The following is a 14,044-nucleotide window of genomic DNA, read 5'->3' as shown; positions in this document are numbered from 1 at the left end:
CATCATTTTTGTTTTTAATTGATTAAAGTTTGGAATTTCAAAAAACAACTAATAAATTAGTTTAAATTTCCAAATCTATGAAAAAGCTGTCTTTAATTTTATTATCTGCTCTGGTTTCGGTGTGGGTATTGGCACAGAATCAAACATCAATTGATAAAGAAAAACTTTTCGATTTATACCAAACACAGAAATATGCTGAAGCAGCTGATTATTTGCGCAATGTTTACGGAGAAAACAACAGAGATTTAAAAGCTTTAACTCAAATTGGGTATTGCTATATGATGGCCGGTAAAACAGCAGATGCAGAAAAATTTTACACTAGTGCTTATCAACTACAGCCTCAAAATTTATCGATATTATTTAACCTGGCGAGTATTGCAGGCAAAAGAGGAAATAATAACAAGTCGAAAAGCCTATACGAAGAAATCATCAAAATTGACAGCAATAATTTTTCGCCTTATAAACAACTTGCCAATCTGGAAACAGACCTGATAAGTGTTAAAAAAATTATTTACCTGAAAAAAGCCAATAAGTTAAACCCAGTTGATGCTGATGTAGTTTTCGATTTGGCTGAACTCTATATGAAATCCAATTTGCACGGGATGGCGAGCAATATTTTAGCACCTGCTCTTAAAGCTGATTCAACTAATATTCAACTACTAAAAATAAAATTACCGCTTTGTTTAGTGCAAGCTAAATTTGATGAAGCCATTAATACTGGCGAGAAATTATTTGCGCAAGGTGATAGCTCATCATTTGTATTAAATAACTTAGGCAAGGTTTATTATATGAAAAAAGATTTTCAAAAAGGATTAAATTACTTTAAAAAAGTAAGCGCACAAGCCGCTGAAGATACAAACGAGGGGCTTTTTTACAACATAGCGCTTTGCTATCGAGGTTTAAAGGATTATAATAGTGCGGCTCAATATTTTACTAAGGCTATAAACGCAGGGATTTCGAAAAAAACTTTATTATACTATACTAAACTTGGAGAAAGTTTTGAGCAAGATGAGAAATTTGAAAGTGCCGCAGCGGCTTATAGAAAAGGTGCTTTTTTTGATAATGAAGGTAATATGCTTTACATCCTCGCACAAATTTACGATACAAAACTAAATCAAAAAACGAATGCGATAAATACCTATGCACAAGTTTTGAAGGTTTTGCCCAATACGGATGGAAACAAAGAAGTGTTTGAATTTATTAATAAAAGGATGGCGATTTTGAAAAAGTAACTAACTCAAATCTTCAAAAACAGGTTTTACATTATCCCAAAACTCATCAAGTGCAATTATTCTTGGTTTAAAAAACGAAATTAATTCTGGCCAATGAGACTGATTAAAAATACTGAAACCATTAAGGCTTATAGAAATTTGGCTGACAGTTTTTCCATATTCATCCGTGTAATCTTGTATCCAATCCCACTCCTCACCAACAATATTGACAAACATTGTTTTAAATTCTTCAAACTGATTAAATATTAAATGTCTGATGCCAGTGTCGGAATGGGAAAGCTGTATGGAAATTATTGCTGTTTTTTTATCCACATCCATTTTAAAAAAGATGTTCTTAACACCTGTTTTATAGTTAGTCCAATGTACTGTAGAACCGCTCGCTGATGGAACTGGTTTCATGTATTGCCCAAAGCTTATCCAAAACTGCTGACGTAAACGTACCGCTTCTTCCTTACTATACAAATTAATTTACGATTTTAGATTTTCAAGGCCCATTATTTGAACTTCCTTAATTGTCGCTTTATACTTTCTACTTTTAACTTTCTTATTACGGCCTACCTATTAAACGGGCAACGTATTTACCGATTATATCAAATTCCAGATTTACAGTATCACCAACTTCAACTTCATGTAAATTGGTATGCTCGAAGGTATAAGGAATAATGAACACAGAAAATTGATCGCTTTGCGAATTTACAACCGTTAAACTAATGCCATTAACACAAACAGAACCTTTTTCTACCGTTACATTTCCGTTGCTTGCATCATATTTAAAACGATATTCCCAACTTCCATCCAATTCTTCTCGTTTTACGCAAATTGCAGTTTGGTCTACGTGACCCTGAACAATGTGCCCATCCAAACGGCCGTTCATTTGCATACAACGCTCCAGGTTAATTTTGCTACCAACTTTAAGGTTTCCTAAGCTCGTTTTACTTAAAGTTTCACCAATTGCGGTTACAGTATGGGTATTATCGCTCAAAGCAACTACAGTTAGGCATACACCATTGTGCGATACACTTTGATCGATTTTTAACTCATTACTAATTGCCGATGAAATGGTAAAATGTATATTAGTATTCTCAGTTTTGATGGCTTTTATTTCGCCAAGGGTTTCAATAATTCCGGTAAACATGCTTTTGGATTAGTATTTTAATCTGTTTTTTCTCCAGTTTGATGAGGATTTAACCACTGATGCATCAGTTAAATTTTCACCTTTCTGATTAAAAATTTTTGTTGCAACCAACGCCGCAATTAATGCTTCCGTTTCATCGAGACTTTTCAAACTATCGGCATTAAAATATTTACCGACAAAATGAGTGTCAAACTGACCTGTTTTAAAAGCTTCATGTTGCATTACAAATTTACCAAAACCAAGCGTGGTTTCTATCCCAGTAATCTCATATTCTTCAATTGCCCTTACCATCCGCTCAATTGCCTCTTCCCTATCTTTACCATAGGTGATGAGTTTAGCAATCATCGGATCGTAGTAAATAGGAATTTCCATACCTTGCTCAAAACCATCATCTACCCTTACGCCATTGCCTTTTGGTGTTTTGTAGGTTTGCAAGGTGCCAATGTCCGGCAGGAAATTATTATTCGGATCTTCTGCGTAAACCCTAAGTTCTACTGCATGACCGTTAATTTTTAAATCTTCTTGGGTAAATGATAAGACTTCGCCCTGTGCAATTTTTATTTGTTCTTTAACTAAATCTATTCCGGTAATTAATTCGGTAACCGGATGCTCAACCTGCAAGCGGGTATTCATTTCGAGGAAGAAAAAATCAAGGTTTTCATCTAAAATAAACTCAACCGTACCTGCTCCGGTATAACTTACAGAACGAGCAACATCAACCGCACATTTACCCATTTTAGCCCGTATTTCAGGCGTTAAAACAGATGAAGGTGCTTCTTCTACCACTTTCTGGTGACGACGTTGCACAGAACATTCGCGTTCAAATAAATGAACGATATTACCATGCGTATCGCCCAAAACCTGAATTTCGATGTGGCGTGGAGAGGTAACATATCGCTCTATAAAAACAGAGCCATCACCAAAGGCAGAAGTAGCCTCGCTTACAGCAAGTTTCATTTGCTCCTCAAAATCTTCTACTTTTTCAACAATTCGCATTCCCTTTCCACCACCACCGGCAGCAGCTTTAATCAAAATCGGAAAACCAACTTCAACGGCTCTATCCTTAGCTTCGGCAACATTTTTTATAGCTTCTTCCGTTCCTGGAACCATGGGGATATTGTACTTTAAAGCCGCTGCTTTAGCCGAAAGTTTGTTTCCCATTGTTTCCATTGCATGTGGCGAAGGACCAACTAATATCAAACCAGCATCGGCAACCATTTGAGCAAAACCTGCATTTTCAGATAAAAAACCATAGCCAGGGTGAATTGCTGCTGCACCTGTTTTTCTGCAAGCATCGAGAATATTTTCGCCTAATAAATAACTTTGATTAGATGGCGCCGGACCAATGCAAATGGCTTCATCAGCATAGCGAACATGCAGTGCATTTCTGTCTGCTTCAGAAAACACAGCAACGGTTTTAATACCCATTTCTCTTGCCGAACGCATTATTCGCAACGCAATCTCACCCCTGTTAGCAACCAACAATTTTGAAATCGGCTTTATATCTATTCTTTTGTCGAACATTTGGTTAATAATTAAAATACATTTCGCTTAAGACAAATGTAATATAATTTCGATTGCCCTGTCCATCATCTCAGGGGTAACATCTAAATGCGTTACCAGCCTTATTGTACTTGCACTGGTGGTTGCACATAGTAAACCTTTGTTTTTAAATTGTTCTACAACTTTGTTGGCAGTACCATTTTCTACTTCAAAAATTACAATGTTGGTTTCAACAGGCACGATTGATTTTACATAAGATGTTCTGGCAAGTGCTACAGCTAAATCTTTAGCATGTTGATGATCGTTTTTTAAACGCTCTACATGATTATCCAAAGCATAAATACCTGCGGCTGCAAGAAATCCCGCTTGTCGCATTCCGCCGCCAAATGCTTTGCGAATTTTTCTGGCTTTTTTAATAGTTTCCTTGCTTGCTAATAAAACTGAACCAACAGGGGCACCCAAACCTTTTGATAAGCAAACAGAAATCCCATCGAAATACTTTCCGTAGTCATGAGCTTTATCTCCTGTTGCGGCTAAAGCATTAAAAATTCTTGCACCATCAAGGTGAAGTTTTAGTCCTTTAATATTGCATAAATGATGTATTGGTGCAATTTGAGAAAGTTTGTAACATTTTCCGCCACCTTTATTTACGGTGTTTTCCAAAACAACCAAAGAAGAATTTGGATAGTGAATGTTATCTTCATTAATTTCAGCTTCGATAAGTTCAGGCGTTAAAATCCCTCTTTCGCCATGCAATAATCTTACCGATGCAGCCGAATGAAAGGCAATACCGCCAATTTCATAACGATAAACATGGGCAGTTTGGTCGCAAATTACCTCATCCATTGGCTGGGTGAAACATTTAATTGCAATTTGATTTGTCATTGTCCCTGACGGACAAAACAGTCCGGCTTCCATATTAAACATTGCGGCAAGTTTGGTTTCCAGATGATGTACCGTCTCATCCTCACCAAAAACGTCATCACCAACTTTTGCCTGCATCATGGCCTCTAACATTCCGGCCGTTGGTTTGGTTACCGTATCACTTCTGAAATCAATAAGTTTATTAATCATTCTGCTAAAAATTTGTAAAATAATTCTGACGCTTTTAAAAAAGACCAATGCCTTTTCGGGTATAATTTTAAGGTTTTGATGCGATTAAACAACATCTATAGTGTATTTTTTACACACTTAGTTTTTGACAACAACAAATTGTTAAAAAATTATTAAAAAAAAAGATACAAAATATAAGACTTTTTATACTTTTATCGTGCTAAAACCAAAAATAAATAAAATGATAGTAATTGCAGACGGTGGATCAACCAAAACAAATTGGTGCTTGATTAACGAGGCCGGCAGAAAAATTTACTTTAATACCGAAGGTTACAACCCATATTTTTCAAAGGGAGAATATATTGTAAAATCATTAAACGAAACTCTTCCGGACCACTTAGAAAGAGGAAAGTTAACTGCGGTATATTATTACGGAGCCGGTTGTTCTACACCTGGCAACAAGAAAATTGTTGCTGATGCAATGAAACAGGTTTTTACAAATGCCGAAATATTTGTTGGACACGATTTACTTGCATCTTGCAGAGCATTATTAGGAAACGAGCCAGGTTTTGCTGCAATTTTAGGTACAGGTACAAATTCTTGCCTTTACGATGGTAACGACATCACTTTAAACATCGACTCTTTAGGTTACTTTCTAGGCGATGAAGGAAGCGGTTCGTACATCGGTAAAAGAATTTTAAGCGATTATATGAAAGGTTACATGCCGAAAGGTTTAAGAGAGGCTTTTTATGATAATTATGCTCTAACTAACGAAGATATTTTCGATAACATTTACAACAAACCTTTGCCAAATCGTTTTTGTGCAAGTTTTAGTAAATTTTTATACGATTTTAAGGATAGTTACGAAGATTACACCTACAAAACCATCGATTATGCATTTACAGCATTTTTCGAAGCTTTAGTTATCCATTACCCTAACTACAAAGACCACAAATTAAACTGTGTGGGCTCTGTAGGTTACAGCTTCCGCGACATATTAAGTATCGTTGCCGACCGTTATGAAATGGGCGTTGGTAAAATCATTCGTTCTCCTATAGATGATTTAGTACACTATCATTTAGAACTGGCGCCTAAAGGCTAGTTTTAAGTTTGGAGTTTAAGGTTTAGAGTTTAAAGACTCTCATAAAAAAGGTCTGGTTTGAAATACAAACCAGACCTTTTTACTTTTAACTTTTAACTTTTAACTTTTAACTTAAAAAGATATTTCCTTACCGAAAAGTTTAGCGTATTTTCGTTTATCAAATCGATATAAAGTTGCTGCTCTGTAAGAAACACCTTTCTGCTTCTCATCTAATTCTTTTAGAACGCCAAAGCTTACAATTTTCTTTCTGAAATTTCTCTTATCGAGTTTCTTACCCAAAACCAATTCGTAAACGTGTTGTAATTGTGTAAGTGTAAATTTTTCTGGCAATAATTCGAAAGCTATAGGTTGGTGTTTAATTCTACGCTTAATTTTCTCTAAGCCTTTATCATAAATTTTTTGATGATCGAAAGCTAACTTAGGTAACGCAGTAATCGGTAACCAGTTTGCCTGCTTAGCATAATTACTAACTGGACGTAAATCTTTATCGCCACCTAAACGAATAAGCGCATAATATGCAAGCGTAATTACTCTACCTTGCGGATGTCGGCCGGGATCGCCAAAAGCATAATATTGCTCCATGTAAATACCACGTAAGCCAGTTAATTCGTATAAAATTCTAGAAGCCGATTGATCCAAACTTTCATCGGGGCCAACAATATTTCCTGGTAGCGCCCACCAATCTTTAAAAGGCTCTTCATTCCTTTCGATAAGTAAGATTTTTAATTCCTTACCATCGAATCCAAACAGCACACAGTCGATGGAAAAAACGGAATCTAAATGAGGTAAAATTTGTTCCAAGGTAAAATTTAGTTAATTTAAGCGTTAAAGGTATGACTTTCAATATTAAGTAAAAAAAATAAAATAAATTACTTAGTGTAGAAAATACACACTATATTCGTAACACAAAGATGAAACCAAATATTAAAAATATAGCTGTACTTACTTCTGGGGGCGATGCTCCTGGCATGAATGCTGCAATTAGAGCGGTCGTACGTACAGGAATTTACCATGGCATCAACATGTTTGGTGTTATGCAAGGATATCAAGGCTTAATTAGTAATAACATTAAACCAATGGATGCCCGCTCTGTAAGTAATATTTTACATTTAGGCGGAACTATTTTAAAAACAGCTCGCTGTTTAGAGTTTAAAACCGACGAAGGTCAGCAACTTGCTTACGATAATTTAAAAGCTAATGACATTGATGGCTTAGTTGTAATTGGCGGCGATGGTACTTTTACTGGTGCTAAACGTTTCGGCGAAAAATTTGGGGTTAAAGTTATTGGTATACCCGGCACAATTGATAACGATTTGAGTGGATCGGATTTTACTTTAGGTTACGATACTGCAATAAATACTGTTATTGAAGCTATCGATAAAATCAGAGATACAGCAGATGCGCACGATAGATTATTTTTTATAGAGGTAATGGGTAGAGATTCTGGTTGTATCGCATTGCGAAGTTCTATAGCTAGCGGAGCAGAAGCGGTTTTATTACCTGAAATCGAAACCAGCGTTGATGAACTGATCCAAAAACTTGCTTTAGGTGCAGCGACAAAAAAATCATCAAGTATTGTAATTGTTGCCGAAGGCCATAAACAAGGTGGTGCTTACGATATCGCAAAGCGTGTTAAGGAAACTTTTGATCATTACGATACAAAGGTTACCATTTTAGGTCATTTGCAAAGAGGTGGTAGCCCAAATAGTTTCGACAGGATTTTAGGTAGCAGATTGGGCTATGCAGCTGTAAATGCACTCATTGCAGGAGAAAGTGCACAAATGGTTGGTTTACATGGAAACCTAGTAAAGTTAACCAGTATTGAAGATGCGTTAAGCGCTCATTCTTATAAACTCGAAAATGATTTAATGGAAATGACAGAAGTCCTATCCATATAATAAAAGATGATAGCAGTTGTTTATAGTGGTTCGAGAACGGCATTTTGGAAGTTAACCCAAAACGGAGAAGTTGTAGCACATTGCAATACTACTGGTATAAATCCTTGCTTTGTTGATAAAAAAACAATTCTTCAAATTTTAAATAAGAAGGTTGCTTTAGTAAACAATGCTGAAAACATAAAGAAGATATATTTCTTTGCCGCTGGCGCATCTTCTACAGATAGAAAAGAAGAACTTGCAAAAACTTTGTCATCTTTTTTTAGATATAGCAAAGTTGTGGTAGAAAATGACTTATTTGGCGCCGCCAAGGCAGTTTGTTATAATAAAACTGGCATTGTTAGTATGTTGGGCAGTGGCGCAAATTGCGCTTATTTTGACGGAAAGAAACCGGTTACCAATAACTTTGGCTTAGGCTATGTTTTAGGTGATGAAGGTTCTGCAAATTATTTAGGTAAAATGCTTTTAAGAAGTTTTTTGACCAATAAGCTCCCTAAAGAGTTAGAAATGAAATTTATCAGAACTTACAATTTAGATAGAAGTCAGATATTCGAAAGAATTTACAGAAAATCTCAGGCAAATATTTTTCTGAGTTCATTTCTCGATTTTTTTATACAAAATAGTAAGCACGGCCATATTTTAAAAATGATTGATGAGGGTTTCGAGAAACACTTTCAAACCTACATTTTACCGATGAAAAATAAGTACCCAAAAGAAGATTTACATTTTGTAGGAACGGTTGCAGCAGAATTTAAAGACAGATTAATATATACAGCCGAAAAACATGATTTAACTATTAAAACCATTATAAAAGAACCAATACTAAATTTATTAAAACATTACACTAATTAACAAAAACAATGAGCAAAATTGGAATAAACGGCTTTGGCCGTATCGGCAGACTGGTTTTCAGAGCTGCATTAAAAAGAGGATTAGATATTGTAGCCATTAACGATTTAATTGAGCCAGATTACATGGCTTATATGTTAAAATATGATACTACCCACGGTAAATTCGATGGTACAATTGAAGTTGTGGATGGTAACCTAGTTGTTAATGGTAAAACAATTCGTGTTACTGCAGAAAAAAATCCTGCTGATTTAAAATGGGATGCCGTAGGTGTTGAAGTTGTTATCGAATCTACAGGTTTATTTTTGACACGTGCTGATGCTGAGAAACACATTGCTGCAGGTGCTAAAAAAGTAGTTTTCTCTGCTCCTGCTAAAGATAGCGACATCCCTACTTATGTAATGGGTGTTAACCACGATAAATTAACTGCAGACCAAACTATTGTTTCGAATGCATCTTGTACTACTAACTGTTTAGCTCCTATTGCTAAAGTATTAAATGATAATTTCGGAATCGTTGAAGGTTTAATGAGTACAATTCACGCTGTTACTGCAACTCAAAAAACAGTTGATGGTCCATCTGCAAAAGATTGGAGAGGTGGCCGTGGTGGTTTCTCAAACATTATCCCTTCTTCTACTGGTGCTGCAAAAGCAGTTGGTATGGTATTACCAGAATTAAAGGGTAAACTTACTGGTATGTCTTTCCGCGTTCCTGTAGCTGATGTTTCAGTTGTTGATTTAACAGCACGTTTAGAAAAACCAGCTACTTACGAGCAAATTAAAGCAGCTATGAAAGCAGCTTCTGAAGGCGAACTAAAAGGTGTTTTAGCTTATACAGAAGATGAAGTTGTTTCATCTGACTTTATTGGTGATGACCATGCTTCAATTTTTGATGCTAAAGCAGGTATTTCATTAAACGATAACTTCGTAAAAGTTGTTTCTTGGTATGATAACGAGTGGGGATATTCTTCAGCATTAGCTAAATTTGTAGAATACTACGCAAGTTTATAATATTTGATTTTAAGTTAAATTAAAATTATTAAGGGTTAACATTTAAAAATGTTAACCTCTTTTTTTTATTTACTAATAAATTAGATATTTAAAATAGAAATTATTACTACATCTTCCTAAAAATCTTAAAAAATTAGACTAATATTTTATAAGTAGTCAAAAAATCGAAATAATATGTTTAGTTAATTTCAATTTTTTGGGATAGTTGATACAATTCCACAATAAATTAATATGATTTTACATTATTTAACAATTTATTAATGAATTTTCTTGTTAAATTTGAAAAATCAATTGAATATTAACTGAGACTAAAATAATAATTGGCAGTTATAAAAAAATGACAAAAAAAATACTTAATTTTTTCTTAGTGTATTTTTTACACTAACATTTTTTTTACTATATTTGTAGAGTAATAATCAGAACGAGGTTTTTACTCAATAAAAAGATAAATCATTTTCTTGAAAACAATTTGTTCGAATAGAAAATTTAAGACAAAGCCTGGCTCATAACAGGTTTATATTTGGTTAGAAAAAAGAGATACGTCTGGATGGAGTATCTCTTTTCTTATTTAACGGAGTTTGTCACTCTGAATCAACTTGATACGTAACATTTAACTCTAATCATAAATCTAACATTTTTACAACGCTCGGAACGCTGGTGATAACAAAGTGATATACTGTTTATTTACATCAACTTGAAATAATAGCAGTAGTTATAAACTTTAAAACTATTAAATAGATGTTGAATTAGCATGTTTTCCATTTTAAACATTAACTAAAATTTTGATTTACATTCATCTATTGCAGGGCGGTACAACAACCGATATCAAGCATTATCTACAATATGCAAACCATATGTTTTTTACGTAAAATCTCTCAAATTCAATTTGCGTATATTTAATTCCGACTGGTTGTGCATATTTAAACCTTTATAACATAAAAGTCACAATTGAGGCACAATAAATACACATTCTTTATATATCATTGCATATAGTCGCAGCTTAAATGTTCTACGCCTCTACCAAAAAAGCTGTCCTATTGGTCAACAAGAGTTGATCATAGCCTTATACAATTTATTATTTTGAGAAGAATATTTACACTTTTGCTCCTGCTTATTAGTGCGGTAACATCAAGGGCTCAGTATCAACTAACAGAAGGTAATTTACCAGAAGAAACATCAATTTTAAATTATGCATCTATCTTAAACACAGGTAATGAAAAAATTAGTTTTGATAACATTCTACAAAATTCACATAAGCTAAAGTTTACGCCATTAAATGGCAAACTTGGCAATTTGGGTTTTACGGCGGATAACTACTGGTTAAAGTTTCAAATTGAAAACACTTTAGACAGGCCCATACTATACTATTTACAGACAGCAGAACCCGTTACAGATAATGTAAATCTTTATTTAATTGGGAAAAATTCGTTACTTGAGGTACAAAAAAATGGAGATAATTTAGCTTTTAGTGAAAAAAGTGTTGCCAATAGAAAAACCATTTTTAAGATTGAATTAGCGCCTGGGGAAGCTAAAAGCGCTTTTATACAATTGAAAAATGACGGTGAGAAAAACTCACTTCCATTAACACTGCTAAGTCAGGAGAGGATGCTTAAGTACACCTATCTTGATCAACTTATTATGGGTGTTTTTTACGGTATTCTTATCGTTATTGCAATAACATATTTCTTCTTTTATTTTGCATTAAAAGATATTTCCTTTCTCTACTACACTTTATATGTAGTTTTTATGGGGCTTTGTCAATTTGCTTTAGATGGCTTTTACCATCAGTATATTGGTACTGGTAATTCCTGGCTAAGCTTGCGTGCTGTTATTATCAGTGCAGTTTTAAGTTGTTTCTTTTTTGGCAAGTACAGCGAAATCATTCTTGAGATTAAACAAAAAAATAATCGCATACATAAGTTATTTAAACCACTATATATTGCCTTAGGGTTAGTTTTAATTGCAATTGTAATATTCCCTAATTTCCTGAAATATTCATATCCAATTATTAATATCCTAACTGTTTTCGGTTTAGTACTAATCTTTTCATCTATAGCTATAATTATTTTTAAAAAACAATCCATAGATATATTTTACACTATTGGAATCTCAATTTTAGCATTAAGTATCATTTTAGCCATACTAATGAATTTTGGTATTTTTCCAGAAGATTTTTCTACAGATAACATTACAAAACCAGGAATTGGATTAGAAATTATTGCACTATCTCTAAGTATGGCCAGCAGAATTGGCATATTAAGAAACAAAAAAGAAGAACTTCAAAGTGTGGCCCTCCAAAAATCGGAAGAAATGAATGATATTAAATCTTACTTTCTCTCCAACATGAGCCACGAACTAAGAACGCCTTTAACTGCAATTTTAGGATTGGCTGCAATTATGGAAAAAGAGACAACTGATGCTAAACTGAAATCGAATTATGAGAAAATAAGATTGGTTTCTAATGGTCTAATTTCATCCGTTAACGATATTCTTGATTTCTCCCAAATTGAAAAGGGTTTACTTCAGTTAAACAATAATGATTTTAGTGCACATGAAGTATTAGGAAAATTAGCGGATGTTGCACAAAGGCAAACTAAAGAAAAAGGTTTGGCTTTTAATTACGAATCAACTTTAGAGCAAAATATTATTCTACTTGGCGATTCAGTAAGGCTCGAACAGATTATCCATAATGTTTTGGGCAATGCAATCAAGTTTACATCAACAGGCGAAGTAAGGTTAAAGGCAAAATCTACTATAGAAGATAATATTTTAAGCTTAAACATCACTGTTAGCGATACCGGAATTGGCATCCCTAAAGAAAAGCTAGATAAAATATTCGAACTGTTTGCTCAAACAAATTCCGATAATAAAAGAAAGTATGGAGGTTTCGGTATTGGTTTAACAATTGCAAAAGCCTTGACTGATTTGCATGAGGGATCAATAAATATTATAAGCAGTATTGACTGTGGTACAAGTTGCGAAATTTCGATTAAATATCCTGTTCAAAAAGTAATTACTAAACCTGCAAATACTTACCCAAATGATGAGCATGATTTACTGGGCAAACATATTTTAATTGTTGAAGATAACCCTATGAATCAAATGATTATTCAAATGATGCTTGAGGATTGGAAAAACACAAGAGTATCTTTAGTGGGTGATGGTGCTCAATCTTTAGAAATACTAAAAACTGATAAAAGCATAGATTTAATTTTAATGGATTTACAGATGCCGGTTATGGATGGTTATGAAGCCATTTCGGCAATAAGAAGTGGCTTGACAGGACCATTAAATAGCGAAAAACCAATAATTGTTATAACTGCAGACGTTACTAGCATAACGAAAGAGAGGGTTTACAATATTGGCGCTAACGGCTATTTGAATAAACCTGTAGATGAAGAATTAATGTACCAGAAAATAACCGAAGTATTATCTAAACAACCTAATTTGGCCGACAGTTTGACTCAAAGTGCTTAAAATATTATCTACGTTTATTAGTCATTTCTTTTCCTGCTTTCAAAAGCCATATTAAAATCTTCGATTTAGATTCATCGAAAGATGAAATATTTTGCCATGCATAAATAAATGTATTTTCTAAAATCTCGCAGCTTTTTTTCTTGTCCTTTACATCCCGAATAATCGAGCCATACAGAGCAGAAGAGTATAATTTGTAAAGGATTTTAAAAGTCTCTTTATCGCCGGCCTTTAATTTTTCCAGGCATATTTCATCTTGAGGATGCCACACTTTTAACAAGGGTTTGATAGCTGGTGATGAATTATTAATGATTGGCATTTGCATAAATTTATAGCAATTAGATCATCAACACATGGTTTCTTCAATTGTTCGTTTTATGAGAATAAAACAAACAACTCAATGGAATAAAGCTTTTATATTTTGTGTATCTTTGAACATCTTATGAAGTTATTTGCTATCATCTTATGCATCTCTATCCTCGCTTTATCTTGCATCTCATGCGAAGATTTTGAGCTTGCAGATAACTCAGAAATCGCTATTGAACAGATTATCACCAAAGATAATAGCCATCAAGATAACGATAACTGTTCTCCATTATGTAATTGCAATTGCTGCGGGCAATTAATTATCATCAATTTAAAAGTTGCACAGCTAACCAATCCAAAACCTGTACATAACAGAGAAAAGATAGCTAGTTACCGTAATTGCTTCCCAACAAACTATGCCAAAAACATCTGGCAGCCTCCAAAATTGATAACTGAATTTTTAAGTTAATTCTAATTTAATCGGC

General features: G+C 34.0%; 13 protein-coding genes. 7 read left to right on the top strand and 6 right to left on the bottom strand.

Translation table 11 applies throughout. The features are described 5' to 3' along the window. Positions 1-77 precede the first annotated feature (77 nt). Positions 78-1,232, top strand: a complete 1,155-nt coding sequence (locus QWY86_RS06435) for a tetratricopeptide repeat protein (RefSeq protein ID WP_290239959.1) — start codon at positions 78-80, stop codon at positions 1,230-1,232. On the opposite strand, the gene QWY86_RS06430 is transcribed toward QWY86_RS06435, so the two are convergent. The 4 genes from QWY86_RS06430 to QWY86_RS06415 form a co-directional block, all read right to left on the bottom strand. After that, the gene (locus tag QWY86_RS06430) at positions 1,233-1,694 is read right to left on the bottom strand and encodes a DUF4268 domain-containing protein (protein ID WP_290239957.1); all 462 of its coding nucleotides are present in this window, start codon (positions 1,692-1,694) and stop codon (positions 1,233-1,235) included. It lies immediately after the preceding gene. Between the two features lie 85 nt (positions 1,695-1,779). Beyond that, the gene (locus QWY86_RS06425) at positions 1,780-2,367 is read right to left on the bottom strand and encodes a riboflavin synthase (RefSeq protein ID WP_290239955.1); all 588 of its coding nucleotides are present in this window, start codon (positions 2,365-2,367) and stop codon (positions 1,780-1,782) included. A 9-nt stretch (positions 2,368-2,376) separates the two neighbouring features. Then, complete coding sequence (accC, locus tag QWY86_RS06420) at positions 2,377-3,891, bottom strand: acetyl-CoA carboxylase biotin carboxylase subunit (RefSeq protein ID WP_290239953.1); 1,515 nt, start codon at positions 3,889-3,891, stop codon at positions 2,377-2,379. 27 nt (positions 3,892-3,918) lie between these two features. Beyond that, the gene (locus tag QWY86_RS06415) at positions 3,919-4,944 is read right to left on the bottom strand and encodes a threonine aldolase family protein (protein WP_290239951.1); all 1,026 of its coding nucleotides are present in this window, start codon (positions 4,942-4,944) and stop codon (positions 3,919-3,921) included. A 220-nt stretch (positions 4,945-5,164) separates the two neighbouring features. On the opposite strand from QWY86_RS06415, the gene QWY86_RS06410 reads away from it, so the two are divergent. Further along, complete coding sequence (locus QWY86_RS06410; protein WP_290239948.1) at positions 5,165-6,025, top strand: BadF/BadG/BcrA/BcrD ATPase family protein; 861 nt, start codon at positions 5,165-5,167, stop codon at positions 6,023-6,025. A gap of 111 nt (positions 6,026-6,136) precedes the next feature. Here the strand turns inward: QWY86_RS06410 and QWY86_RS06405 are convergent, their stop codons facing one another. Beyond that, positions 6,137-6,826, bottom strand: coding sequence for an NUDIX hydrolase (locus QWY86_RS06405; protein ID WP_231462152.1), 690 nt, complete (start codon positions 6,824-6,826; stop codon positions 6,137-6,139). A gap of 110 nt (positions 6,827-6,936) precedes the next feature. On the opposite strand from QWY86_RS06405, the gene pfkA reads away from it, so the two are divergent. The 4 genes from pfkA (at position 6,937) to QWY86_RS06385 (ending at position 13,256) form a co-directional block, all read left to right on the top strand. Further along, entirely contained in the window at positions 6,937-7,923 is a 987-nt protein-coding gene (gene pfkA / locus QWY86_RS06400) for a 6-phosphofructokinase (RefSeq protein WP_290239945.1), read from the top strand. A 6-nt stretch (positions 7,924-7,929) separates the two neighbouring features. Then, positions 7,930-8,772, top strand: coding sequence for a hypothetical protein (locus QWY86_RS06395; RefSeq protein WP_290239943.1), 843 nt, complete (start codon positions 7,930-7,932; stop codon positions 8,770-8,772). 8 nt (positions 8,773-8,780) lie between these two features. Next, the gene (gap, locus tag QWY86_RS06390; protein ID WP_231462130.1) at positions 8,781-9,779 is read left to right on the top strand and encodes a type I glyceraldehyde-3-phosphate dehydrogenase; all 999 of its coding nucleotides are present in this window, start codon (positions 8,781-8,783) and stop codon (positions 9,777-9,779) included. A gap of 1,080 nt (positions 9,780-10,859) precedes the next feature. Beyond that, positions 10,860-13,256 carry a hybrid sensor histidine kinase/response regulator gene (locus tag QWY86_RS06385; RefSeq protein WP_290239937.1) on the top strand — a complete coding sequence of 799 codons (2,397 nt, stop codon included), beginning with the start codon at positions 10,860-10,862 and terminating at the stop codon, positions 13,254-13,256. Between the two features lie 4 nt (positions 13,257-13,260). Here QWY86_RS06385 and QWY86_RS06380 read toward each other — a convergent pair whose 3' ends face one another. Next, positions 13,261-13,572 (bottom strand): hypothetical protein, encoded by a 312-nt coding sequence (locus QWY86_RS06380; protein ID WP_290239935.1) that lies wholly within the window; start codon positions 13,570-13,572, stop codon positions 13,261-13,263. Positions 13,573-13,695: 123 nt separating this feature from the next. On the opposite strand from QWY86_RS06380, the gene QWY86_RS06375 reads away from it, so the two are divergent. Next, positions 13,696-14,028 carry a DUF6660 family protein gene (locus tag QWY86_RS06375; RefSeq protein ID WP_290239933.1) on the top strand — a complete coding sequence of 111 codons (333 nt, stop codon included), beginning with the start codon at positions 13,696-13,698 and terminating at the stop codon, positions 14,026-14,028. Positions 14,029-14,044 lie beyond the last annotated feature (16 nt).

Origin of the sequence: Pedobacter aquatilis (assembly GCF_030409415.1) — a bacterium.
GTDB lineage: Bacteria > Bacteroidota > Bacteroidia > Sphingobacteriales > Sphingobacteriaceae > Pedobacter > Pedobacter aquatilis.
The sequence above is the reverse complement of the archived record's forward strand: the minus strand, read 5'-3'. Positions and strand labels throughout refer to the sequence as shown.

Coding starts and splice junctions, on each gene's coding strand:
- QWY86_RS06380 (WP_290239935.1), bottom strand. CDS start 13,572: ATGCCAATCATTAATAATTCATCACCAGCTATCAAACCCTTGTTAAAA.
- QWY86_RS06395 (WP_290239943.1), top strand. CDS start 7,930: ATGATAGCAGTTGTTTATAGTGGTTCGAGAACGGCATTTTGGAAGTTA.
- QWY86_RS06375 (WP_290239933.1), top strand. CDS start 13,696: ATGAAGTTATTTGCTATCATCTTATGCATCTCTATCCTCGCTTTATCT.
- QWY86_RS06415 (WP_290239951.1), bottom strand. CDS start 4,944: ATGATTAATAAACTTATTGATTTCAGAAGTGATACGGTAACCAAACCA.
- pfkA (WP_290239945.1), top strand. CDS start 6,937: ATGAAACCAAATATTAAAAATATAGCTGTACTTACTTCTGGGGGCGAT.
- gap (WP_231462130.1), top strand. CDS start 8,781: ATGAGCAAAATTGGAATAAACGGCTTTGGCCGTATCGGCAGACTGGTT.
- QWY86_RS06410 (WP_290239948.1), top strand. CDS start 5,165: ATGATAGTAATTGCAGACGGTGGATCAACCAAAACAAATTGGTGCTTG.
- accC (WP_290239953.1), bottom strand. CDS start 3,891: ATGTTCGACAAAAGAATAGATATAAAGCCGATTTCAAAATTGTTGGTT.
- QWY86_RS06435 (WP_290239959.1), top strand. CDS start 78: ATGAAAAAGCTGTCTTTAATTTTATTATCTGCTCTGGTTTCGGTGTGG.
- QWY86_RS06425 (WP_290239955.1), bottom strand. CDS start 2,367: ATGTTTACCGGAATTATTGAAACCCTTGGCGAAATAAAAGCCATCAAA.